The sequence below is a fragment of the Ruegeria sp. HKCCD6426 genome, from assembly GCF_057221115.1.
On sequence record NZ_JBWVBF010000003.1, the window covers coordinates 714891 to 739011 of the forward strand.

Here is a 24121-nt window from a genome sequence, read left to right on the forward strand (position 1 = left end):
CAATGAGTTATGATTACGATCTCGGTACGTATTCCTGTACGGTGACGACATCCTCGGCTGAAGCTCAAATTTGGTTTAACCGTGGTCTGGTTTGGACCTACGGCTATAATCACGATGAAGCCGTCGCCTGCTTTCAGCGCGCCGCAGAGCTTGATCCTGACTGCGCCATGGCGCATTGGGGCATCGCTTATGCTGCTGGCCCGAATTACAACCTGCCCTGGGATTTGCGCGACGATCAAGGCCAGACAAAGTCGTTGGCCACAGCATTTGACGCGACGCAGAAGGCCCTGGCTCTGGCAGAGCGTGGCACGCCCGTCGAGCAGGCCCTGATCCACGCCCTGCCTGCGCGCTATCCGCAGCGGGAACCGGTCCCGGACATGCACAAGTGGGATTATGACTTCGCCGACGCCATGCGCGCAGCTTTTGCGGAACAACCCGATCACCTGGATCTGCGAACAGTCTTTGTCGAGGCCCTGTTGAACCTTACTCCGTGGCAGATGTGGAACCTGCAAACCGGTCAGCCCGCTGAAGACGCTGCAACACTGGAGGCACAAGAGGCGTTGGAATGGGCTATGGCCAACGACTCCGACGCTTTGACCCATCCTGGTCTTTTGCACCTCTATGTTCATCTGATGGAGATGTCACCCACGCCGGAAAAGGCACTGCAAGCCGGGGACATATTGCGCACACTGGTGCCGGATGCTGGCCATTTGGTGCACATGCCGACGCACATCGACGTTCTGTGCGGCCATTATCACAACGTTACTTACTGGAACGCCAAGGCGACCGAAGCCGATCTGAAATATTACGAACGCGAGGGCGCGTTCAACATCTACACCGGTTACCGCCAGCATAACTATCACTTCGCCATCTACGGCGCTCTGTTTCTGGGCCAGATAGAGCCTGCATTGCGTGCCAATCAGGGTCTGTGGGATACAACGCCCGAAGAAATGCTGCGCATCGAAAGCCCGCCGATGGCGGACTACTTCGAAAGCTACATGTCCATGGGTCCGCATATTCTGATCCGATTTGGCAGGTGGGAAGAAGCCAAAAAGTTGGGGCTGCCATCCGACCCGGACCTGTACCGCACCCTGACGGCCACCACGCACTATGCCCGTGCCGTCGCCTTTGCAGCGACGGGGCAGATTGCCGAGGCCGAAGCCGAGGAGAACCTGTTCCTAGCCGCCAAAACCTGCGTTCCGGAGACGCGCAGGCTTCACAATAACCGCGTCATTGATCTGCTTGAAATCGCAGCTGAAATGCTGCGGGGCGAGATCGAATATCGCAAAGGGAACTACGAAATGGCCTTTGCCCATCTGCGCCGATCAGTCGAATTGGACGATACTTTGCCATATGACGAACCATGGGGCTGGATGCAGCCGACGCGCCACGCACTGGGCGCATTGCTTTTCGAACAAGGACACGTGTCTGAGGCCGAAGAGGTCTATCGCGAAGATCTGGGACTGGGCGGCACCCTAAGCCGAGCTTCCATTCACCCCGACAATGTCTGGAGTCTCAAGGGGTTGCATGATTGCTTGAAGGCGCGCGGCGAAGCCATTGAAACAAAACAGATCGAGCAAAGGCTGGATCTGGCTCTGGCACGTGCTGATCGCGCGGTTGGCGCCTCTTGTTTCTGCGCTCAGGCAGCGATGAAGGCGGCCGAATGAAGCTTGTCCTCATCTTTCTGGCCTTGCTGATCGGCGGCCCCGCCCTCGCCCAGCGGCAAAACTTCCCTCCGGTGGATGAGGCGGCGCAGGATTCGTCACTGGTCGCGTTCCGGGCTGAACTGCTGGAGCGGATCAAAGCCCGTGACACAGAATTCCTTGTCGCCTCAGCCTGCCCCGACATTTATCTAAGCCACGGCAGCAACGGCGGCCCTGAGGAATTCCGCATCAATCTGACGGTTCCCCCGGAAACTCTGACCGAAGAGTTCCGATCCGAAGCCGATGAATTGCGTGAGACGTTCTGGAACGCTTTGCAAACTACTTTGTCTCAGCCCGGATATTTCGACGATCAGGGTGAGTTCTGGATGCCGCACCAATGGCAGATCACGTTGCCTGCATCGCTGGATCCTTTCACCGCTTTTTTCGTGGTCGGTGAAAACGTTTCGCTGCGGCAAGGCCCATCCCGGAACGATGCGATTCTGGGGCAGATCAGCCATGAGGTCGTGATCATTCCTGACTACCAGCCTGACCTTGAATACCAACAGGTACGCCTGACGGACGGTACCGCGGGCTTTATGCACCGCGATTTTCTATGGTCGATGGTTGGCTATCGTGCTGCGTTCGTGAAATCGGAAATTGGTAACTGGCAACTCTGCACCTTTGTCACCGGCGACTAGGCTTTCGCCTTTTTCTTCTCGGCGATCACTTTTTCAGCCAGATCGCGTGCGATGGCAAAGGCGCCCTTGATCTTGTCGCTGTCCTTTTTCCAGTCGCGACGAACGACAATCTTGTTGTCCTTGACCTTGGCGAGGCCACGCTGGTTCTGGATGAAATCGACCAGCCCCTGAGGCGACGCAAATTTGTCATTGTGGAACTGAATTGTCGCCCCCTTCGGCCCGCCATCCAGCTTGGCAATCCCCGCACGCTTGCACATCGCCTTGATGCGGACGACCAGCATCAGCGTGTTCACCTCTTTCGGCAACGTTCCGAAACGATCGATCAGTTCGGCGGCAAACCCCTCCAGTTCGACCTTGGTCGAAAGCGACGACAGGCGGCGATACAGCCCCAGACGCACATCCAGATCGGGCACGTAGTCTTCGGGGATCAGAACGGGGACGCCCAGATTGATCTGCGGCGCCCATTGGTCATCGGCATCCGACAGCCCTTCCATCTCGCCGGCTTTGATCTTGGCGATCGCCTCTTCCAGCATCGATTGGTAAAGCTCATACCCCACATCGCGCATCTGTCCGGACTGTTCTTCGCCCAGCAGGTTTCCCGCACCGCGAATGTCGAGGTCTTGCGAGGCAAGTGTGAACCCTGCGCCCAACGTGTCCAGTGAACCCAATACGCGCAGTCGTTTTTCGGCCGTGGCGGTTAGCTTCTGTCGCGGTTTGGTCGTCAGGTATGCATAGGCACGGGTTTTCGACCGTCCCACGCGTCCTCGGATTTGGTAGAGCTGCGACAGACCGAACATATCAGCCCGATGTACGACCATCGTGTTCGCCGTCGGAATATCCAACCCGCTTTCCACAATCGTAGTGGCCAACAGAACGTCATACTTGCCGTCATAGAAGGCGTTCATCCGGTCGTCGAGCTCGCCTGCAGCCATCTGCCCATGAGCCACCATGTAAGTCAGCTCTGGCAGTTGCTCTTTCAGGAATTCCTCAATCTCGGGCAGGTCCGAGATACGCGGGACAACATAGAAACTTTGCCCGCCGCGATAATGTTCACGCAGCAGCGCCTCGCGAATGGTCACCGCGTCGAACTCGCTGACATAGGTGCGGATCGCCAGACGGTCGATGGGCGGTGTACCGATGATCGACAGATCGCGTACGCCAGTCAGGCTGAGTTGCAACGTCCGAGGGATCGGTGTTGCCGTCAAGGTCAGAACATGGATGTCCGAGCGTAGTTGCTTCAGGCGCTCTTTGTGCGCCACACCGAAGTGTTGCTCTTCGTCGATAACCAGCAGGCCGAGGTTGTTGAATCGAATTCCTTTGGCCAACAACGCATGGGTGCCAATGACGATATCAACTGTACCGCGCGCCAACCCATCACGGGTTTGCTGCGCCTCTTTCGCGGAGACAAACCTCGAAAGCTGCCGAACCTCCAGGGGAAAACCCCGAAAGCGTTCTTTAAAAGACGCCGCATGCTGACGAGCCAGCAATGTTGTTGGCGCCACGACTGCTACCTGAACTCCTGACAGGGCCGCAACAAAGGCCGCACGCATAGCAACCTCGGTTTTGCCGAAACCCACGTCTCCGCAAATCAGGCGATCCATCGGCGCGCCGGAATGCATGTCTTCCATCACTTCCGCGATAGCGCGCAGCTGGTCGTCGGTTTCCTGATATGGGAAACGAGCGCTGAATTCCTCCCACGCGTGGGGCGGTGGGTCCATGACCGGAGCCTTACGCAATGCGCGCTCAGCAGCGATGCGAATAAGCTTATCCGCCATCTCGCGGATACGTTCCTTGAGCTTGGCTTTCTTTGCCTGCCATGCACCACCGCCCAGACGATCCAGCAGACCTTCGTCGTGACCGTATTTCGACAGCAGCTCGATATTTTCGACTGGTAGGTAAAGTTTTGCCTGCTCCGCGTATTCCAGCAGCAAACATTCGTGGGCCGCGCCTGCTGCCGTCACGACCTCCATGCCGATATAACGTCCGATTCCATGATCGACGTGAACAACCAGATCACCAGGGCTAAGAGACTGAGTCTCGGTCAGGAAGTTTTCGGCCTTGCGGCGTTTCTTGGGCTGGCGGATCAAACGGTCCCCCAGAACGTCCTGTTCCGCAATCACCGTCAGATCAGAGGTTTCAAAACCGTGCTCCAGCGCCCAGACAGCAAGATGCAAACCGCGCTTGCCAACTCGGGTGCCGTTCGGGACAGGAATGGCCTCGGCCAGACCTTCATCCTCGATCAACCCGGTCAGGCGTTCACGGGCGCCCTCGGAATAAGAGGCAATCAAAACCGGCCCTTTGTCCAGCTTACCCTGGATATGGCTGGCCAAGGCGCCAAACAGACTGATGCTTTCCTGCTGGCGCTCCGGGGCAAAGTTGCGGCCGATCCGCCCCCCTGCGTCGATCACACCGGGCCCGCTAGCCTGTGGCAGAGGGCTGAACTGCATCACCCGGCGGTCGCCCACGGCCTGTTCCCATTCCGCATCATCAAGGTAAAGCAGTCCCGGCGGCGTGGGTTTATAGACCGTATCCATCCGCGAACGGTTTTCCAGCGCCAGACGCCGGGTTTCGTATTGATCCTCGATACTGTCCCAGCGGGCCAGCCGCGCAGGCGTAACCTGATCGTCCAGCGAGATCGTAGCACCCGGCAGGTAGTCAAACAGCGTCTCGAGTTTTTCGTGGAAAAACGGTAGCCAGTGCTCAATGCCCTGATGCTTGCGGCCCGCGCTTACTGCTTCGTAGAGCGGATCATCCGTTCCTGCCGCCCCAAATTCGATACGGTAATTCTGTCGAAATCTGGTGATCGCAGCGTCATCCAGAATGACCTCGGACACGGGTGCAAGTTCAACAATTTCCAACTTCTCGGTCGTGCGCTGCGATACCGGGTCAAAGCGGCGTGCGCCATCCAACACATCTCCGAACAGGTCAAGACGCACCGGTCCCGTTTCGCCTGGTGGGAAGATGTCGATGATCCCGCCCCGGATCGCGTAATCACCAGGCTCCATGACCGTCGGGCTTTGTGTGAACCCCATACGGACCAGAAAACCGCGCAGGGCGTCTTCGTCGATGCGGTGATTTACCCGAGCCGTAAAGGCGGCCTCACGCAATACGTCGCGCGCCGGTACGCGCTGAGTCGCCGCGTTCAGCGTGGTCAGCAGAACGAATTGTGTCGGCATTTGGTGGACAAACGCCGCCAACGTGGCAACGCGCGCAGCGGAAATATCCGCGTTTGGCGATACCCGATCGTAAGGCAGGCAGTCCCAGCCGGGAAATACAAAGATGGGCATGTCGGGCGCAAAAAAGGTCAACGCGGCGCGCATTGCCTCCATCCGCTTGTCGTCGCGTGCAACGTGACAGACCGGTCCGCCAGAGCGCGCGATTTCTTTCAGCACAAGCTGTGCGTCAAACCCTTCGGGGGCACCGCCAACTGTTACGTGGTTCGGAGCCTGCATCGCCGCGCCCTTTCGTTCTTACCAGCCCAGAACGCCGATCGAAAAGTTCTGGTACATACCCCAAAGCGACGTGATCAGTATCGACACCATGCCGATGAGCTGAGTGTAAATCCGGCAGCGTGTCAGAGTTTTCGACACGATCTCCAACGTCGCTTCCTGTCGTTTCAACCGCCGGGCGGCCGTAATATTCACCAAAGCGACGAAACACAAGGGAAACAGCAGCAGGAATACGGCCTGCGCAAATTCCACTTCATAATAAAACCCCAGCGTCGCCATTCCGGTAAAAATGAAACAGCACAGCGCCATGATGACCAGACCGGAAACATCCGTGATATAAAGCAACCGGTTCGTATTGATGCGTACAATATCCAGCAGATCCTGTTCTGTCTGGCCACCCACGCGCCGCGCCCGAACCACCAAGTCATATGGAACCCCGATCGTCCAGTGGCTCGCGGATGACCACAACACGGCCAACCCGATCCAGTACCACAGGTTCGAAAAGCTGCGCATATCAATGATTTCGAAGATCGAAGAGTAAAAGTCCAAGCGCCAGCCCTTTGTTTACTGTCCTTGGGGCCTTACATCGCGCTGACGCGTCCATTGGTACCCTTGAGACCACGGAGAATTCATGCCACCCAATGCGCGAATGTTCAAGGAGAGCGCGCAATGAAACCGACCATCGCCCCCTATCCCCTCGCCCGATTTCGCCGGGCTCGTCAATCGCAGGCGATCCGAGGGCTGGTGCGAGAAAACACATTGACAACTGACGACTTGATCTGGCCCGTCTTTGTGCGCGATGGCGAGGGGATCGAGGAACCCGTAGCTTCAATGCCCGGAGTGATGCGCCGTTCGGTCGATCTGATCGCCAAGGCCGCAGTCGAGGCGCAGGCGCTGGGAATTCCGGCGATCTGCATTTTTCCATATACAGATCCGTCCCTGAAGACCGAAGACTGCGCCGAAGCCTGGAGCCCGGACAACCTTTCAAACCGCGCGATCCGGGCGGTCAAGGAAGCAGCCCCGGATATTGCCGTGATGACAGACGTCGCGCTGGACCCATACAACATCAACGGCCATGACGGTTACGTCGTGGACGGAGAGATCGTGAACGATCAGACTGTCGAGGCACTGGTAAAGATGACACTTGCGCAGGCCGAGGCCGGCGCGGATATCATCGGACCATCCGATATGATGGACGGGCGGATCGGTGCGATGCGGACGGCGTTGGAGAAGGCTGGGCATCACAATGTTATGATCCTGAGCTATGCCGCGAAATATGCCAGTGCCTTTTACGGACCGTTCCGCGATGCCGTCGGCGCGTCCGGCGCACTGACCGGCGACAAGAAAACCTATCAGATGGATCCGGCCAATTCGAACGAAGCACTGCGCCTGATCGAACGCGATCTAACCGAAGGTGCCGATATGGTGATGATCAAACCTGGCATGCCTTACCTGGACATCTGCCACAGGGTCAAAGACACCTTTGGTGCACCAACCTATGCCTATCAGGTCTCGGGTGAATTCGCGATGATCCAGGCGGCAGCTCAGAATGGCTGGATCGATGGCGAAAAGACCATGCTTGAAAGTCTGCTCGCCTTCAAGCGTGCCGGGTGCGACGGCATTCTGACCTACTTCGCACCGCAGGTGGCCCGAATCCTTCAAGGCTAAAACCCTGCCATTTCGCGATTTTTCGCCGATTGCTTTACGCTGCAGGACAGCTTTCCCGTGACATGGGCAGGCAATCGGCGTATTCTTGCAGATAAGATCGGGATGACCCGGCAACTCAGGCACATCTACAGAGACAGGAAACATGAGCAGTTCCAATACCCCCCGACTGAGCCGTCGCGGCTTTGCCATTGGCATGGCCGGGCTGACGCTGACCGCTGCTTGCGGCAACGGCGTCGGCAATTCAAACGCAACGACGATTGACGCCCGTGTCGATGCGACGCTGAACGAAATGTACAGCAAGTACCCCAACACAGTTGAAATCGCCAACAAGGCCAATGGCATGCTGGTCATGCCACTTATCACCGAAGCCGGGTTTATGTTTGGCGGCGGCTTTGGCCAAGGCGCGCTGCGTATTCAGGGCGCGACAGTCGACTACTATTCCGCTGTAAAAGGCTCGGCCGGTTTGCAGATCGGCGCTCAGCAGTACGCGCATGTTCTGTTTTTCATGACCGAAGATGCATTAAACGATTTCCGCCGGTCCAGCGGATGGACCGCGGGCGCCGATATCGGATACGTCGTTGATGCCACCGGCAGCACAATATCGACCACTACGACAGAGCTACGGAAACCGGTGTTGGCAGCAATATTTGGGCAAGCCGGTTTGCTGTTTGGTGCGACGGTCGAAGGCATCAAGTATACACGCATCATTCCTTAAATTCGAATTACCACTCCCCTCTGATGGACCCCGCCGCGTTATGTGGCGGGGTTTTAAGTTTTTTGGCCTGTTTCAACGCGGTTTACGCGGGTAATCCTCTTTCAGTCGGTCTGGGCATCCACTAATCTGCGACCAAACGAAAACTGAATGGATATGTGGGGCACGGATGGGTCTTGTCTTTCGCTGGCTGGTACGGATTACCTCCGGGCTGATCTTACTGGTTCTGGCTGCCGTTGGGCTGGTCTATTTCCTTGCCAGCCAATCCCTGCCGAATTACGACCAAACCCTTGAAGTCAAAGGGTTGACTGCGCCGATCGAAATAGTCCGTGACACCGCCAATGTGCCTCATGTTCTGGCCCAGAACGATCCCGATGTATTCTTTGGACTGGGTTACGCGCACGCGCAGGATCGGTTGTGGCAGATGACGGTCTTGCGCCGCACCGCACAGGGTCGTCTGTCTGAAATCTTTGGCCAGCGGACAGTGCATATCGACAAGCTGCTGCGACGGTTCGACCTGTACGGTCTGGCGCACCGATCAGTTGAGGTGCAGGACGACTATACCAAGGCGGCCCTGCGCGCTTACGCCGCCGGAGTTAACGCGCGGCTGGACGAGATCAACGAGAAAGCACTGGGCCGCGGCGCGCCCGAGATGTTCTTGTTCAACGCACCTGTTTCGCCCTGGCAGCCGGGCGACAGCCTGGCCGTAATCAAGCTGATGGCTTTGCAACTGTCAGGCCACCTGGAAGATGAGGTTCTTCGGGCCCGCACTTCGCTTATGCTGAACGACCCGGCTCGCCTTGCCGATATCCTGCCGGACGTTCCCGGGCCAGGGATTGCCGCATTACCCGAATATGCCTCTCTGTTTCCAAGCCTGCCGCGTTACGCCGAAGGAACAAGCTGGCCCGAGACGCCCTTGTCACCGTTCCCTCGGCGCGGTCTGGCGGGGGCCTCAAACGCGTGGTCCGCCGCCCCGTCCCGCTCGGCCAGCGGTGGCACTTTGCTGGCCAATGACCCTCATCTGGGTTTCACGGCCCCCGGCGTATGGTATCTGGCGCGGCTGGAACTGTCCAAAGGCGGAGTCATCGGTGCCACCATCCCCGGTGCTCCTGCTGTCATGACCGGGCGCAGCGACCGACTGGGCTGGGGTCTGACCTCGTCCTACCTGGACGATCAGGATGTACACATCGAGCGGCTGAACCCCGACAACTCCGAAGAATACCTGACCCCGGACGGGTTCAAAGAGTTTCAAACGCGCCCCTCCATCATCGAGATCAAAGACGAAGCCCCGATCACATTAACCCTTCGATGGACGGAAAATGGACCGGTCTTGCCAGGTACTCATTACGATCTGAGTACCATTACGCCTCCGGGTCATGTCGCCTCGCTGTCCTGGAGCGCGCTCAGCCCGCGCGACACATCAATGACGGCGTCGATGGCGCTGATGAACGCCGATTCCGTGCGGCAGGCAATTGCCGTTGCTGAAGATTTCATTGCTCCATCACAGAACCTTTCGCTGGTCGACAAGGACACGATTGGAATGAAGCTGATCGGAGCAATGCCCAAACGGGACCTGAACAATCAAAGCCGTGGCCGCATCCCCACACCCGGCTGGTTGGAGCGGAACCGCTGGCAAGGGCGGCTTCCTTATTCGGATAACCCCGAGTTTGTAGCCCCCGCGGGCGGCATTCTGGGAAACACCAACAACAAAATCATCGACCGCCCTTTCCCTGAACACGTCTCATACGAATGGGGTGACACGCAGCGCGTGCACCGCTGGGAACGCCTGATGCAATCCCGTGAGGTTCATACCCGCGACAGTTTTATCGAGGCTCAGCTTGACACCGTCAGCTTTACAGCCCGGTCGCTGCTTCCCCTGATCGGCGCCGACCTCTGGTTCACCGGCGAATCCGCCCCGGAAGGAACGCTGGAACGTCAGCGCCAGACCGCACTGAGCCTTCTGGCCGAGTGGAATGGCGAGATGAACGAACACTTGCCGGAACCGTTGATCTATGCCGCCTGGCTACGCGCGTTGCAAATCCGCCTTATCTCGGATGAACTTGGCCCACTGGCCAGTGAATTCAAGCATGTCGAGCCGTTGTTCATCGAGCGGGTTTATCGCGACATCGACGGTGCGTCAGTCTGGTGTGACGTACGTCAAAGCGCACCGGTTGAAACCTGCACTGACATGTCGCGTTTGGCGCTGGACGACGCACTGATCTGGATATCCGAGCGTTATGGCAGTGCCTTGGAATCCCTGCGCTGGGGCGACGCGCATCAGGCAACGCACGACCACCCGGTTCTGGGCGAAGTTCCGGTGTTGCGGTTCTTCGTGAATATCCGCCAATCGACTAGCGGTGGAGACAATACTCTGCTGCGGGGTCGGACATCTGGCGAAGGTGAAGACCCGTTCCAAAACGTCCATGGCGCGGGATATCGCGGTGTCTATGACTTTGCCGATCCTGACAGCAGCGTCTTCATCACTGCCACGGGGCAGTCCGGCCATTTCCTGTCGCGTTACTATGACGATCAGGCCCAGCTGTGGCGGCGCGGTGAGTACATTCCGATGTCGTTGGATATAGACCTCGCCCGTGCAGCAGCAGTTGGTGTCACCAACCTGATCCCTGCCCGGTAAGAACGTTGGGCTAAAGCTGTCGACCGAGGGGCTATGTCCATGCAACACTGCTCGGACCGTCAGGTTTTAGCCGATATCCGCGCATCATTGTCGCCGGCATGGACGCCCTTGCGCGCTTTGGCATAGCATTCGCAAGGCTACTGCACTGACAATGAGGGGGAAACTCGTGGGCAGCGTTCGCGACACATTGAACAATCTGGCGCGCGACTATGCCATAGCGTGGAGTTCAGGCGACGCCGAAGCAGTTGCCTTTTTCTTTGCCACGGATGGTCAATTCACCGTCAACCGGGGTGACCCATTGCAAGGTCGCGAAGCTATTGCCGGGATGGTAAGGAATTTATTCGCGGAATTTCCGGATCTCGAAGTGCGGTGCGATATGTTACGATGGGCCGGTTCGCACGCTATATTTGTATGGACGCTCGAAGGGCACCATGCCCAAACTGGCAACCATGTCGTCACCCGTGGCTGGGAGGAATGGGAGTTGGGGCCTGATCACAAGGTTCAATCTTCTCTGAGCTGGTTCGATTCAGACGATTACCAGAAACAGATCGACGGTTCATAAGTTGCGCGATTTGCGCTGATAAAAGCCGGGTAAGTGACCCTACTCAGGATCAGCCGCGCCTGTGAATATCTCATATTCGCGTTCGATGCCTTCAGTAATCCGAAACCAGCCTGACGCGCGGGTCCTGGTCTGATGCGCATCAAAGGCTGCACGGTTTTCAAAGACTTCCGACACGATAAAACGTCCCGGTTGGTCCGAATCCTCGATCACCTCGAACAAGATACAGCCCGGCTCGCTACGGGTCAGAGAGATATGTTCGGGTAAAGCTGCGCGCACGTCCGCAAGGCGATCATCCGGTACAACAATATGCCCCTGCAACCGCACCTTTGCGCTGTCGAGTTTTGCCATCAAAATCCCCCCTCAACCCATGCTGCAAAACTTACAGCGCGGCGAACTTGGCCGCCTGCTTGTCGGTCCACAACACCGTGATGACAAACCCTTCTTCGGTCTGCTCCTCCGAGCGGACCACTTCCTGCCGGAATAGCCAAGCGCGTTTGTTACCCTCGGAAAAGTCCAGGGTCAGCTCAGCCTCGTGGCGAACGCCTTGCAGTTTGACAGCGATTTCAGAAAGAAGCGCGTCAATCCCTTCACCCGTCACTGCCGAAATGGCAAAGACGGACGGATCCCGCTCAGTTCGGGCCAACGTAGCGGTGATTTCGTCGGGTGCAAGCAGGTCAATCTTGTTCCAGACTTCAAGACGGGGGCGTTCGTCATCTACACCAAGTGAAGCCAGTATGGCTTCCACATCTTTCGCCTGCGCATCAGTGTCCTCGTGACTTATGTCGCGCACATGAACAACCAGATCTGCGCCGAGAACTTCTTCCAGTGTGGCGCGGAACGCAGCGACCAGCTCGGTCGGCAGGTTCGAGATGAACCCGACCGTGTCCGACAGGATCACCTCGGGTCCGTCCGGCAGCTCAACCCGTCGCATTGTCGGGTCCAGAGTGGCGAACAACATGTCCTTGGCCATCACCTCGGCCCCGGTCAGGCGGTTGAACAGAGTGGATTTTCCAGCGTTGGTATAGCCTACTAAAGCTACAATCGGATACGGTACTTTGGCGCGTGCAGCACGGTGCAGCGTCCGGGTTTTGATCACCTTTTGCAATTGACGGCGCAACCGTACCAGTTGGTCATCAATAGCGCGCCGGTCCGCTTCGATCTGGGTTTCCCCCGGACCACCGACAAACCCCAATCCGCCCCTCTGCCGCTCCAAGTGGGTCCAGGCCCGTACCAATCGCGTACGCTGATAGCTGAGCGCCGCCATCTCGACCTGCAACACACCTTCTCGGGTGCGGGCGCGATCCGAGAAAATCTCGAGGATCAACCCGGTTCGGTCGAGGATTTTGACTTTCCAGGCCTTTTCGAGATTGCGCTGCTGAACAGGTGTGACCGGCCCGTCGATCAGAACCAGTTCAATCTCATTCTCACGGAACCGTTCGCCCAATTCTTCGATTTTACCGCTGCCGAACAACAAGCCTGGCTGAGCACGCGGAAGACGCACAACCTCGGATCCGATCACGTCAAGATCGGGCAAAGCGACAGCCAGTGCTACCGCCTCTTCCAGCGCTGGTTCGGGAACGCGGCGCTGTTCATCAGATTTGATTTCGGGATGCAGCACCCAAGCCCGGGTGCGCGCCCTATCGTGGTCCATCAAGAGGCGTCTTCGCCCTCATACAGATTGATCGGTTGCGATGGCATAATGGTTGAAATCGCGTGCTTGTAGACCAGCTGCGACTGTCCGTCGCGGCGCAACAATACGCAGAAATTATCGAACCAGGTGATTACGCCTTGCAACTTTACACCGTTGATCAGGAATATCGTGACCGGGACTTTTGCTTTCCGTACATTATTCAGGAACGCGTCCTGCAGATTCTGTCTGTCCGAAGCCATATTTTTTTATCTCGCCATTGTTCTTGCTACGCGCTGCGGACCAACGCGCTCCCTCTTGCGGAGTATGGAGTGGCGCGCGCAGATATTCCAGATGAAAAATCAGGCGTTAGCACAATGGCCTGTTGACAGGTCAATCCCGCCACAGGGTTGGAGTGATCAATGCGATGATCGCAAGCGTCTCGAGACGACCGATGATCATCGCGGCACACAGTGTGAGCTTGGCCCCGCCCGACAGGTCAACCAAACGGATAGGCACGTCTGTGGCCAATTCGATCAGCGGGCCGGTAGTGCTTAGCGTAGCGACGCTCAGAACCATCGCCTGCTCGAACCCTACGCCTGTCGCGGCCAGCAAAACATCGAACAATCCCAATGTAAGTGCGAACATCATCAGGAAGATCCAGGCAATGAAAGCGCCGTCGCTTTGAATGCGACGGTTGCCGCCGCCCTCACCGCTGACGGATGAGGGATAGATCAAGCGGTCGATCTCACGCTTACCATTCAGGTAGAGCGCATAGACCCGTAGCAACTTGACCCCTCCGGCAGTGGTGGCCACGCCGCCCCCGATTAAAGCTAGCCCCATCAGAACCAATCCGGGGGTGCCCAATCCCGACAACTGTTGCGCATCGTTCCAGTTGGCGCTTTCAAACCCGGCCGTTGTCAGAAAAGACATCACTGTGAACACCATGCCCCATATGACGTGCAGCGCCTGAACAAGTTCGATCTGCAACCCAAGTTCAGCAACGCCCGCCAGAACGCGAAAAAAGAGCAGCGCCGCCACCGCCAGTACAATTAGTACTCCGATCCGGAATTCGGGATCCTTGTCCAACCGGGCATAACCGGTCGTCGCGGTGTCCGCTGAAAAAGTCAGACGGGACAGCGCGAAGAACAGAAACAGGAACAGGATGGCCTCGCCGGTGATGCCTGCGGTCGAACCTTCAAGCCCGCCCACCGGGGAAATGCCAGAGGTCGCCATGACGGACATCGCGTGACAGACCGCGGTCAACCCCTGTTCACCGGCGATTAGCAGCAAAATCCACATCACCACTGTCAACCCGGTGTAGACCGGTGCCAGCGTGCGGGTTACGCGAAGAAGATGCCCGCGCGGGTCCATCTTTTCACTCTGCGCCACCCCCGAAACCGGACGCCCCGGTTGCCCGCGCGCTGTGACCTCGAACCCTCCCAACGATAGCGGGGCAAGGATCGCCGCAGCCGCGATCCACATCAGCAAACCGCCCAGCCATCCGACCAGAGCCCGCCACAAATGCAGTGGTGCGGTCAGGCGCGCGGGGTCGGGAAACAGATCCGCGCCAGTTGTTGTGACCGCGCTCACCATATCGAAATAGGCATTCAAATAACTGGTATTACCCAGGGCATCATGCAACGGAATCGCCAGAAACAACGGCAAGACGGTAAACGAAGACAACATCACAGCCAGTTGACCCAGCGTCCCGTGGCGGGGTTCCCGGTTCAATAGTGCCAACGAGATGAGGGAAACGACAAACAGACCCAAAAGACCCGAATAGAAGAACGACCGGGACGTTCCGTGGTCATCCAATGTCAGCGCATAAACGGCAGGAATCCACATCGACAACGAGGCGACGGCCCAGATCAGCAAGAGCAGCGGCAGGCGCCGCATAAATCCGATCTGCTGCTGTCCTCTCGCCCGCAACATCAGAAGAAATCGATGGAGACCTGCATCAGGCGTTCCACCTCGGGCACGTCCTTGGCCAGCGCAAAGATGGCGACCACATCCTTTTCGTCGATCCGCAGACTGCCCGTTGGGCGCACGACATCGTCCCCCTTGCGCACTGCCCCAACCAGTACACCTTCCGGGAAATCGATGTCGCGTAGTTTCTGCCCCGCCATCGGAGAGGTCGAAAGAACTTCGGCTTCGATTACTTCGGCCTCGGCGTCCCCGATGGAATAGACCTGCCGTACCCGGCCATGGCGAATATGGCGCAGGATCGAGCTGACGGTTGTCGCGCGCGGGTTGATATAGGCGTCAATTCCAAGCGGCCCCATCAGCGCCACCATGCTTGGGTCATTGATAAGAGAGATGGCCAGCGCGCACCCTTCACCCTTGGCTCGAACCGCTGCCAGCATGTTGGTCCGGTCGTCATCGGTGACTGCAAGCATCGCGTCGGCCCGGTCGATCCCGGCTTCGTTCAGCAGGGCGGCGTCCAGACCGTCCCCGTTCAGAACAATCGTACGTTCCAGCGTCTCGGCGGCGATCTCGGCGCATTTCCGATCCCGCTCGATGATCTTGGCACGCACCCGGCTTTCGCGCTCTTCAAGCGTCCGTGCAACCTCAAGCCCAACATTACCGCCACCGACGATTACGACGCGATCCTGTTTCTTCTGCGCCTTGCCAAAGACTTCCATCGTGCGGTCGACGTCTTTCACATTGGTGAAGACGTAACACTCGTCTCCGACAAACAATTGGTCTTCGGATTCCGGCGCGAACAACGATCCCTCACGGCGGATTCCCACTACGATCGAACTCAGGGTCGAAAACAGATCGGTCAGCTGCCGCAGAGGTGTATTCACGATCGGACAGTCCTCATCCACGCGAATACCGAGCAATTGGGCCTTGCCATCCATGAAAATTTCGGTGTCGAACGCGGACGGGGCCGACAGGCGGCGCATCGCGGCCGCAGCAACCTCGCGTTCAGGGCTGATCACCACATCAATGGGCAGGTGATCCCGGCGGTAGAGGTCCGAATGGATCGCCTCCAGGTAGGATTTCGACCGCAAGCGTGCAATCTTGCGCTGGATCGAGAACACTGAATGCGCCATCTGGCAGGTGACCATATTCACTTCATCTGAGTGGGTTGCAGCAATGATCATGTCCGCGTCCCGAGCCCCTGCCCGGTCCAGCACGTCAGGATAGCTGGCAAACCCCGCAATCCCCTGCACGTCCAGCGTTTCGGTCGCGCGACGTACCAGATCCGGGTTGTTATCAACCACCGTCACATCATTCATTTCGCTCGACAGGTGCCGCGCTATCTGCCAGCCGACCTGACCGGCGCCGCAAATGATGACCTTCATGTTCCTGGCCTTTCTGCCTGAAATCTTTGAATGACAGATGCCCCTAAAGCGGTCAATTGAATTGTCATGAACAGACAGTTGCGGCAAGATAAGAGTATGAAAACAATCCTTCGCTTCCTTATTCCCGCCGTTATCCTATCTTCATGCGGACCTCTGTCTCTGTATTACCGCGAAGGTGAAAGCGTCTCGCGATTGCAGGCCGAAACGACGGCATGTCAGGTCGACGCATTGAAAGATGCACCCGTTGCAAATCAGATCCGTCAGAGCCCGCCGACCTATTGGCCCGGTCGCACCTATTGCGACGGCAAAGGGAATTGTTATCGGTCAGCAGGCTGGTGGGAACCCGGGCGCGTTTACACGGTGGATGTCAACCAAAGGTTGCGCAACACGGTCGAAGCGCAGTGCATGGCCGCAAAAGGCTTTCGTCCAGTCAGCCTGCCGCCCTGCAAGCAGAACGTAAAGTCACGGGTCGCGCCCGCCCGCACGACGGTCCTGCCGCCGCTAAACCCGTCGTCCTGTTTCGTAAAATTCGACGACGGCTCCTTCCAGATCATTACACCAGGACAAGCGGGCTAATCCCCGGCGGATTACTCCGCCGGTTCAGGTTCATCCAGTTGCGCCACACGCGCGCCTGATTTGTTCGAAGTTACCACACCCAGCGATTTCAGCTTACGATGCAACGCGCTGCGTTCCATCCCGACAAAACTGGCGGTGCGGCTGATATTGCCGCCAAAGCGGTTGATCTGAGTCAGCAGGTACTCCCTTTCGAACGCCTCGCGGGCCTCGCGCAGCGGCAAGGTGGCCAAAACGCCAGACAGAACAACGCGACCGGATTCGTCCGGTTTTTCTTCTTCATTGGGCAGTTCGCGCGCTTCGATTGGGCCGGTGCCATCACCCAGGATCAGAACCCTCTCGATCAGGTTCTTAAGCTGACGCACGTTGCCCGGCCAGATCATCGTCTGGAGCAGCGCAACTGCCTCATCCGACAGTTCGCGAACCGGCAAGCCTTGGGTTTCATTGCACATTTCGATGAAATGTTGCGCCAGAACCGGAATGTCCTCACGCCGCTCTTCCAAAGACGGTACCGCAATCGGAACCACGTTCAAGCGGTGATACAGTTCTTCCCGGAATCGGTCGGCTGCGATTTCCGTCCCAAGATCGCGGTTGGTTGATGAAATAACCCGCAGGTCCACCCGAACCTTGTCGGCTCCGCCGACGCGCTGAAACTGCTGGTCCACAAGGACACGCAATATCTTCGACTGCGTACCGAGCGGCATGTCGGCGACCTCGTCGAAATAGATCACACCACCATGGGCTTCCTCCAGCAGACCCGACTCAACACCGCGCTCCGAGGATTCACGCCCGAACAGAACCTCTTCCATCCGCTCCGGCTCGACCCCCGCGCAGTTCACAGTAACAAAGGGAGCGTTAGCACGATTGGAATGGGCATGGATGTACCGCGCGGCAATTTCCTTGCCCGATCCGGCGGGCCCGCTCAGCATCACACGACCATTCGACTTGGTTACCTTGTCCAGCTGTCCCTGCATCGCCCTGAATGAGGCCGACTTGCCAATCATATCCGAACCGCTAATCTCTTTCCGCTTCAGCGAGGCGTTTTCGCGGCGCAGGCGCGAGGTTTCCATGGCGCGGCGGATCACCACCATCAATTGATCGATGTTGAAGGGTTTTTCGATAAAGTCATATGCGCCCTGCTTAATCGCAGCGACCGCAATCTCGATATTGCCATGGCCGGAAATTATCACCACCGGCACATCCGGGTTGTCACGTTTCACAGCCTTCAGGATGTCGATCCCGTCCATTCGGCTGTCTTTCAGCCAGATATCCAGAATCAGCAACCCGGGTGGTTCGGCATTGATTTCCGCCATGCAATCGTCTGAGTTGCCGGCGAGCCGGGTGGAATAGCCTTCGTCCTCAAGAATGTCGGACACTAGTTCGCGAATATCGCGTTCGTCATCTACGATCAGAATGTCGCTCATCTTTGGCCTGCTTTCAGTTTGTTGGTTTTAATCGCCTGCTTTTGTGGCGCGACGGTGGAGGCCCCTTCGGCCCCAGGCAAACGGATCACAGCCATCGCGCCGTAATGGTCTTGTCCGTTGAAGACGGGCGCATCTTCCAATGTCAGCGCTCCGCCATGTTCTTCGATGATCTTCTTGACGATAGGCAATCCCAAACCGGTTCCCTCGTCGCGGGTAGTTACATAGGGTTCAAACAGCCGCGCCCGGTCTTCAGGCAGGCCGATGCCGTTGTCTGCAATTGTGATGACTGTCCCGGCTTCATCAGGAATCATCGATACTTTGATCTGAGGCATAAGATTGTCCGGCGCGCCCTTTTCTTTAAGCGTTCCAATGGCTTCTCCGGCATTCTTGATCAGGTTGGTCAACGCTTGATTCAGCATCGTCGCATCCACATCCGCAAAAACGGCTTGGGCGGGCAGATCGGAATCAATCTGAACGTCCGGCTGACCTGCCTGCTGCAACAAAACAGCCTCACGAACCAGATCGACCAGATTCTCTTCTCGACGGTCCGGTTCGGGCATGCGCGCGAACTTCGAGAACTCATCCACTATGCGCCGCAAGTCGTTGGTTTGCCGCACGATAACATCCGTCATCGAAACCAGGGTATCGCAGTCTTCTTCATCTAGTTTGCGTGAAAACTTGCGCTTGATCCGTTCAGCGCTCAGTTGGATCGGGGTCAGTGGGTTCTTGATCTCATGAGCGATACGGCGGGCGACGTCGCCCCATGCTGCCATACGCTGCGCGCTGACCAGATCGGTGACGTCGTCAAAGGCAACCACATAACCTTCAAGCCCGCCATCCTCGCCCCGTCGGGTCGCCATACGCACCAGAAGGTTTTCAAGCTGGCCCTTACGCGTAACTTTAACCTCGCCCTGTACTGCTTCCTGCCCGCTTTCTTTGAGGTTCTCGAACAGCGGCAGAAATTCAGGCACGCCAATACCAATCGCCAGGTGCTGTTCTCTGCCCGACCAATCCAGTAACCGCTCAGCCGAACGGTTCACGAATGTCACACAGCCATCTGGATCGATACCCACAACCCCCGAGGTGACAGAGCTCAGCACCGAGTCAAACAGGCGCCTGCGCCGTTCGATATGGCGCGTGTTTTCCAGAAGAGTATCGCGCTGCCCCTTCAATTGGCGGGTCATTTGGTTGAAGTACCGGCCGAGCATGGCGATCTCGTCATCGCTGGCCTCTTCGATCACCTGAACGCTCAGATCGCCGGCACCAACGCGCTGCGCCGCTGTAGTCAGACGCCCGACCGGACGCGAAAGACGTTCGGCAAACCACATGCCCAGCGACATCGCCGCCAGAATCAGGATCACGGCAAAACCCAGATATAAAAGGCCGAATTCAAACAAGACCCTGCCCCGCTCGCTTTCAAGCTGGCGGTAGAACTGGGCCGTTTCTTTTGTATCATCCAACAGCGTCAGCAGCTGCCCGTCTACATCACGACTGACGTACAAGTAGCGATCAGCAAAAGCTTGCAATGGCACCAACGCGCGGAACTCGCTGTTATCCCAATCGGCAATGACCGCCATGCCAAGATCGTTGGCCTCGGTCATCTGCTCTGGCGTGGGCTGTTCGTAGTTGAACAAGTAAGACCGATCACCACGGGATCGGATTTCCCCACTACCGTCGATGACATAGGCCTCACGCAGGCCCCGCTGGATCTGCGCCTGACCCTGCGCAAGGACCTCGCGCAACTCGGCATCACTGATGTAGAAATCCAGCGCCCGCGCATTGTCCAGATATCGGGCCAGCACCCTAGCATCCTGCGTCAGACCTTGCTGGTGTTCCTGTTCATACGCTTCAGCGGCCGACAATGAAGACCCAACAACCTGCCGCACCCGGTCCGAGAACCAGCCCTCAAGACCAATATTCACGGTTAGACCGGCGAAGATCGCCACAGTGACCGTCGGAACCAGCGCCAGTAGGGTAAACGCGCCAATCAGGCGTAAATGTAGCCGCGAACCTGCGGATTTTGCCCGCCGCGCAGCGATCAGGCTGCCCAATTGCCCCAGCACCAAGGCGGCGACAACGAGAACATACACAAGATCAGCAAGGAGAATCAGCCGCAGCGTCGGAGCTGTCGCGCCAAGATCAAATGGGCCGATGACCAGATAAGTCGCAAACGCCAGCACAGGGCCCAGTATGACCAGACCCAAAGTGCTGAAATTGCGGAATCTCCGGGACTTGCGCCACCGGTTGATCGATAGGATCGGCCCGTTCTGTGCCCGGGTTGCCACCGTCTGCCCTCATTCTGATGTGTCGCCTGCGCGACTTACCGCCATATGTCGTGGTCGTTGGCCGGGAGAAACCCGGATGCCACGTTTTGTGTGGCGATATTACATCAGTTTGCGTCGGCGTGTCACCTGAATATCGAGATCCGTAATTTTTTTACGCAGCGTATTCCTGTTGATCCCTAATAAGTCAGCACATTTTGCCTGATTTCCGCCGGTTGCATCCAGCGCAATTTCGATCAGAGGTGCTTCAACTTCGCGCAAAATCCGCTGATAAAGGCCCGGCGGCGGCAAAATGTTTCCGTGTAAATCAAAATACCGCCTCAGATGGCGCTCGACGGACGAAGACAGCTTTTCACGCTCACCATCGCCCAGAACCGGCTCAGCTTCAGGCTGGCTACCCAGAACCAATTCGACTTCGACCCTGGAGATTTCTTCGGCACGGCTGGTCAGGCTCAGGCGGCGAATTGCGTTTTCCAGCTGACGCACATTGCCGGGCCAGGAATACCGACGCACCAGTTCAACCGCTTCCGCGCTGAGCCAACGTTTCGTTTCGGTTTCACGCTCCTCTCTGGCCAGGAAATGGTCGGCCAGCAGAGTGATGTCGTCCACCCGTTCCCGCAACGCCGGAACGTGGATCGTCGCGCCGCACAGACGATAGTATAGATCCTGTCGCACACGGCCAGTTTCCATTGCCTCGGTCAGGTCTGACTGGCTGGTGGCCATAAAACGCGGAGCATGATCACCGGGCGTGTCCATCATCCGCACGATCCGGGCCTGAATCTCTTCGTCGATATCAGCAATCTCATCAATCAGCAGCGTCCCGCCGCGTACTCGCGCCATGACCCGCGCGGGACCCTCCAGATCGCTCAGTTCGGTCGCAGTCACGGTCACAAAGGGCAAGGTTCGGCGGTCCGAAAAATCGTGAATAGCGCGGGCAATCAAAGACTTGCCGGTTCCACTTTCACCGGAAATCATCACCGACAGATCCGTATTCATCACCCGCGCCACTAACCTATACAGCGCCTGCATTAATGGTGTCCGCCCGACCAGTGGCAACTCATCCGGCCGATCCTCTGTCGCGTCAGTCGGCTCTGGCAGAGCGCGTTGTTTCTGGTCCAATGCGCGCGCGGTACGTTTCATCAGGTCCGGCAAGTCAAATGGCTTAGGCAGATAGTCATAGGCATCCGCCTCAGCCGCCTGAATCGCTGTCATGATCGTGTTCTGGGCTGAAATCACAATCACCGGAAGCCCGGGCCGATCCAAGGCAATCTTGGGCAACATCTCAAGGCCATTACCGTCGGGCATAACAACATCCGAGATTACCACATCGCCCTTGCCCTCACCGACCCAGCGCATCAGCGTCGTCAGGGACGAGGTGGCATGCACCTTGCATCCGGCCCGTGTCAGGGCCTGTGTCAGAACGGTTCGGATTGTGCGATCGTCATCGGCGACCAGAACTGTGCCATCCATCAGGTGCTCTCCTTACTCTGCTCTTCTCGAGGAGCCCGTCGCAGGGACAGGCGAAATACGGTGCGACCGGGAACCGAGTCGGCGGAAATCCAGCCGTCGTGGTCCGACACGATCTTGCTGACCAGTGCCAGCCCGAGGCCCGTGCCGTTCTCCTTGCCCGATACGAAGGGGTCAAAAATATCGCTGCGGATTTTCTCGGGCAGACCGGGGCCATCGTCGATGATCTCGATCTGCAAGGGCAGCGAGTGACCCGAACCGTCGCTGCGGCGCAGGCGGAACGAGTGTTCGAAATAGGTCCGCAACCGGATTACGCCGCCATTTGGGGCCGCCTCGGATGCGTTCTTTAGAAGGTTCAGCACCACCTGCAAGAATTGATCCGGGTCGCCATAGGCCAAGGGCAGCGAAGGATCGTAATCCTCGATGATGGTCATGTGGGCCCCAAAACCAAGCAGCGCCGACCGCCGCGCACGATCAAGGACGTCATGGATATTGACCGGCCGGAAATCGGGTTGAGACAGGTTTCCGAATTGCTCGACCTGCTCCAGAAGCTTCACGATACGGCGCGTTTCTGCGACGATAAGGTCTGTTAATTCTAGGTCTTGCTGCGGAATGTTCATGCTCAGCAACTGCGCAGCACCTGTGATACCTGCCAGTGGGTTCTTAATCTCATGCGCCAGCATTTCCGCCATCCCGATCGCGGATTGCGCTGCTGATTTCACTGTATTTCCCAGCGTCATCCGACCTGCCAGTTCGCGCGGCGAAACGATCATGATCATCATGCCCGGATGGCCCATCAACGGCGCAATTTGCAGCGCGCATTGCAGAGGGGCCCGGTTGCCTGACCCAACATCCACATCATTAACAAAGAGTGGACTACCGTACTGCCGGGCGCGCAGGAACGCCTCTTCCAGCGGTGCATCCACCGCCAGCAGATCCCAGACCGGGCTTCCCAGTACCGATTTGCGCGAGGCGTTCAGAAACCCTTCTCCCGACGAGTTTACATCGGCAACACGATCTTCAACGTCAATGATGAAGGCCGGGACCGGCAACGAGGCCCAGATGGCTTGGTCCGAAGTCATGCGGCCACCTCTGTCTGGCTGATCAGAGCGTCGCCCAACAGATGCAACACCTCGTCCGGATCACGCGATGTCAGAACCGACCGGCGCAAGAGCGCGGGCGTACCCGCCTCATCCATGTACCACCCCAGATGCTTGCGGGCGACGCGCAAGCCCAGATCCTGACCATAGAACCCCAGCATTGCCTGATAATGTGCGCGCACCATGGCTACCAGGCCCTCCCCCTCAGGGATATCGGGCGCCGCACCGCCGTAGAGATCGTGACAGATCTGTGCCAATAGCCACGGTTTGCCCTGTGCTCCGCGTCCGATCATTACGCCGTCCGCTTTCGACTTTTCCAAAGCCACCTTCGCCGCCACAGTATCGATGATATCTCCATTGGCGATAACTGGGATCGAGACCGCCTCTTTCACCGCCCGGATCGCCTGCCAGTCGGCGCGACCTTTATAGAACTGACACCGGGTGCGTCCGTGGATTGTGACCATCTGAATGCCGGCCTCCTGCGCGCGGCGCGCAACATCCGGCGCGTTCAGAAGCGAGTCATCCCATCCCAGCCGAGTTTTCAGTGTCACCGGAATGTCCACCGCGCTCACCACGGCTTCGATCAACGTCAGCGCGTGGTCCGGCGTCTTTAGCAATGCGGAACCAGAATACCCGTTCGTCACCTTCTTAGCCGGACATCCCATATTGATGTCGATTACCCGTGCACCGCGGTCGGCAACCTGTCTGGCGGCTTCTGCCATCCAGTGCGCCTCACGCCCAGCGAGTTGCACAGCGGTGTTTTCCACATCCGCCGAAAGTTCGGCCCGCTCACGCACACCGGGCTTGGCCTGAACCATCTCCTGACTGGCCACCATCTCGCTAATGACCATACCTGCGCCGAAGCGCATCACAAGATCACGGAATGGCCGGTCAGTGATTCCAGCCATCGGCGCCAACAACACCGGAGGGGTCAGTTCCTTTTTAGCAAGACGCAGGGTCAACGTGCCTA

At 57.8% G+C, this 24121-nt stretch carries 19 protein-coding genes; 7 read left to right on the forward strand and 12 right to left on the reverse strand.

What is annotated here, in order from left to right; translation table 11 throughout:
* Positions 1-2 precede the first annotated feature (2 nt).
* Complete coding sequence (locus AC2TDA_RS12360) at positions 3-1667, forward strand: tetratricopeptide repeat protein (protein ID WP_480879438.1); 1665 nt, start codon at positions 3-5, stop codon at positions 1665-1667.
* On the forward strand, positions 1664-2341 hold the full coding sequence (locus tag AC2TDA_RS12365) for an SH3 domain-containing protein (protein ID WP_480879439.1): 678 nt from the start codon (positions 1664-1666) through the stop codon (positions 2339-2341). Before AC2TDA_RS12360 ends, AC2TDA_RS12365 begins: the two co-directional genes overlap by 4 nt.
* On the opposite strand, the gene mfd is transcribed toward AC2TDA_RS12365, so the two are convergent.
* Complete coding sequence (gene mfd / locus AC2TDA_RS12370; protein WP_480879440.1) at positions 2338-5793, reverse strand: transcription-repair coupling factor; 3456 nt, start codon at positions 5791-5793, stop codon at positions 2338-2340. The genes AC2TDA_RS12365 and mfd overlap by 4 nt on opposite strands.
* 18 nt (positions 5794-5811) lie before the next feature.
* Positions 5812-6339, reverse strand: a complete 528-nt coding sequence (locus AC2TDA_RS12375) for a component of SufBCD complex (RefSeq protein ID WP_480848142.1) — start codon at positions 6337-6339, stop codon at positions 5812-5814.
* A gap of 120 nt (positions 6340-6459) precedes the next feature.
* On the opposite strand from AC2TDA_RS12375, the gene hemB reads away from it, so the two are divergent.
* From hemB to AC2TDA_RS12395, 4 genes are all read left to right on the forward strand, one after another.
* Complete coding sequence (hemB, locus tag AC2TDA_RS12380; protein WP_480879441.1) at positions 6460-7458, forward strand: porphobilinogen synthase; 999 nt, start codon at positions 6460-6462, stop codon at positions 7456-7458.
* A 142-nt stretch (positions 7459-7600) separates the two neighbouring features.
* Positions 7601-8173 carry a lipid-binding SYLF domain-containing protein gene (locus AC2TDA_RS12385; RefSeq protein WP_480848146.1) on the forward strand — a complete coding sequence of 191 codons (573 nt, stop codon included), beginning with the start codon at positions 7601-7603 and terminating at the stop codon, positions 8171-8173.
* 166 nt (positions 8174-8339) lie between these two features.
* Positions 8340-10805, forward strand: coding sequence for a penicillin acylase family protein (locus AC2TDA_RS12390; protein ID WP_480879442.1), 2466 nt, complete (start codon positions 8340-8342; stop codon positions 10803-10805).
* A 166-nt stretch (positions 10806-10971) separates the two neighbouring features.
* A complete protein-coding gene (locus AC2TDA_RS12395) occupies positions 10972-11367 on the forward strand; it encodes a nuclear transport factor 2 family protein (RefSeq protein WP_480848149.1) in 396 nt (131 codons plus the stop codon).
* A 39-nt stretch (positions 11368-11406) separates the two neighbouring features.
* On the opposite strand, the gene AC2TDA_RS12400 is transcribed toward AC2TDA_RS12395, so the two are convergent.
* The 5 genes from AC2TDA_RS12400 to trkA all read right to left on the reverse strand — a co-directional run bounded on the left by AC2TDA_RS12400 (position 11407) and on the right by trkA (position 16305).
* Positions 11407-11715 (reverse strand): putative quinol monooxygenase, encoded by a 309-nt coding sequence (locus AC2TDA_RS12400; RefSeq protein ID WP_480848151.1) that lies wholly within the window; start codon positions 11713-11715, stop codon positions 11407-11409.
* A 31-nt stretch (positions 11716-11746) separates the two neighbouring features.
* Complete coding sequence (gene hflX, locus AC2TDA_RS12405; RefSeq protein ID WP_480848153.1) at positions 11747-13018, reverse strand: GTPase HflX; 1272 nt, start codon at positions 13016-13018, stop codon at positions 11747-11749.
* Positions 13018-13257: an RNA chaperone Hfq gene (gene hfq / locus AC2TDA_RS12410; protein ID WP_005982826.1), complete on the reverse strand. Its 240-nt coding sequence runs from the start codon at positions 13255-13257 to the stop codon at positions 13018-13020. Before hfq ends, hflX begins: the two co-directional genes overlap by 1 nt.
* 130 nt (positions 13258-13387) lie before the next feature.
* Positions 13388-14929, reverse strand: coding sequence for a TrkH family potassium uptake protein (locus tag AC2TDA_RS12415; protein WP_480879443.1), 1542 nt, complete (start codon positions 14927-14929; stop codon positions 13388-13390).
* The gene (trkA, locus tag AC2TDA_RS12420; protein ID WP_480879444.1) at positions 14929-16305 is read right to left on the reverse strand and encodes a Trk system potassium transporter TrkA; all 1377 of its coding nucleotides are present in this window, start codon (positions 16303-16305) and stop codon (positions 14929-14931) included. Before trkA ends, AC2TDA_RS12415 begins: the two co-directional genes overlap by 1 nt.
* A gap of 96 nt (positions 16306-16401) precedes the next feature.
* Here trkA and AC2TDA_RS12425 point away from each other — a divergent pair, with 96 nt between their 5' ends.
* Positions 16402-16881: a hypothetical protein gene (locus AC2TDA_RS12425; protein ID WP_480848158.1), complete on the forward strand. Its 480-nt coding sequence runs from the start codon at positions 16402-16404 to the stop codon at positions 16879-16881.
* 11 nt (positions 16882-16892) lie between these two features.
* On the opposite strand, the gene ntrX is transcribed toward AC2TDA_RS12425, so the two are convergent.
* From ntrX to dusB, 5 genes are all read right to left on the reverse strand, one after another.
* Positions 16893-18302, reverse strand: a complete 1410-nt coding sequence (gene ntrX, locus AC2TDA_RS12430; RefSeq protein ID WP_480848160.1) for a nitrogen assimilation response regulator NtrX — start codon at positions 18300-18302, stop codon at positions 16893-16895.
* Positions 18299-20587 carry a sensor histidine kinase NtrY-like gene (locus AC2TDA_RS12435; protein ID WP_480879445.1) on the reverse strand — a complete coding sequence of 763 codons (2289 nt, stop codon included), beginning with the start codon at positions 20585-20587 and terminating at the stop codon, positions 18299-18301. The genes ntrX and AC2TDA_RS12435 overlap by 4 nt, the downstream gene beginning before the upstream one ends.
* Positions 20588-20686: 99 nt before the next feature.
* Positions 20687-22054: a response regulator gene (locus AC2TDA_RS12440; protein ID WP_480848164.1), complete on the reverse strand. Its 1368-nt coding sequence runs from the start codon at positions 22052-22054 to the stop codon at positions 20687-20689.
* Positions 22054-23133, reverse strand: coding sequence for a two-component system sensor histidine kinase NtrB (locus AC2TDA_RS12445; protein ID WP_480848166.1), 1080 nt, complete (start codon positions 23131-23133; stop codon positions 22054-22056). The genes AC2TDA_RS12440 and AC2TDA_RS12445 overlap by 1 nt, the downstream gene beginning before the upstream one ends.
* Entirely contained in the window at positions 23130-24113 is a 984-nt protein-coding gene (gene dusB, locus AC2TDA_RS12450) for a tRNA dihydrouridine synthase DusB (protein WP_480879446.1), read from the reverse strand. Before dusB ends, AC2TDA_RS12445 begins: the two co-directional genes overlap by 4 nt.
* Positions 24114-24121: the final 8 nt, after the last annotated feature.

Bases quoted from the DNA above. Each gene is read 5' to 3' on its own strand.
- AC2TDA_RS12365 (WP_480879439.1), top strand. From the start codon at position 1,664: ATGAAGCTTGTCCTCATCTTTCTGGCCTTGCTGATCGGCGGCCCCGCC.
- trkA (WP_480879444.1), bottom strand. From the start codon at position 16,305: ATGAAGGTCATCATTTGCGGCGCCGGTCAGGTCGGCTGGCAGATAGCG.
- AC2TDA_RS12385 (WP_480848146.1), top strand. From the start codon at position 7,601: ATGAGCAGTTCCAATACCCCCCGACTGAGCCGTCGCGGCTTTGCCATT.
- hflX (WP_480848153.1), bottom strand. From the start codon at position 13,018: ATGGACCACGATAGGGCGCGCACCCGGGCTTGGGTGCTGCATCCCGAA.
- AC2TDA_RS12400 (WP_480848151.1), bottom strand. From the start codon at position 11,715: ATGGCAAAACTCGACAGCGCAAAGGTGCGGTTGCAGGGGCATATTGTT.
- hfq (WP_005982826.1), bottom strand. From the start codon at position 13,257: ATGGCTTCGGACAGACAGAATCTGCAGGACGCGTTCCTGAATAATGTA.
- mfd (WP_480879440.1), bottom strand. From the start codon at position 5,793: ATGCAGGCTCCGAACCACGTAACAGTTGGCGGTGCCCCCGAAGGGTTT.
- hemB (WP_480879441.1), top strand. From the start codon at position 6,460: ATGAAACCGACCATCGCCCCCTATCCCCTCGCCCGATTTCGCCGGGCT.
- ntrX (WP_480848160.1), bottom strand. From the start codon at position 18,302: ATGAGCGACATTCTGATCGTAGATGACGAACGCGATATTCGCGAACTA.
- AC2TDA_RS12445 (WP_480848166.1), bottom strand. From the start codon at position 23,133: ATGACTTCGGACCAAGCCATCTGGGCCTCGTTGCCGGTCCCGGCCTTC.
- AC2TDA_RS12440 (WP_480848164.1), bottom strand. From the start codon at position 22,054: ATGGATGGCACAGTTCTGGTCGCCGATGACGATCGCACAATCCGAACC.
- AC2TDA_RS12390 (WP_480879442.1), top strand. From the start codon at position 8,340: ATGGGTCTTGTCTTTCGCTGGCTGGTACGGATTACCTCCGGGCTGATC.
- AC2TDA_RS12425 (WP_480848158.1), top strand. From the start codon at position 16,402: ATGAAAACAATCCTTCGCTTCCTTATTCCCGCCGTTATCCTATCTTCA.
- AC2TDA_RS12415 (WP_480879443.1), bottom strand. From the start codon at position 14,929: ATGTTGCGGGCGAGAGGACAGCAGCAGATCGGATTTATGCGGCGCCTG.
- AC2TDA_RS12360 (WP_480879438.1), top strand. From the start codon at position 3: ATGAGTTATGATTACGATCTCGGTACGTATTCCTGTACGGTGACGACA.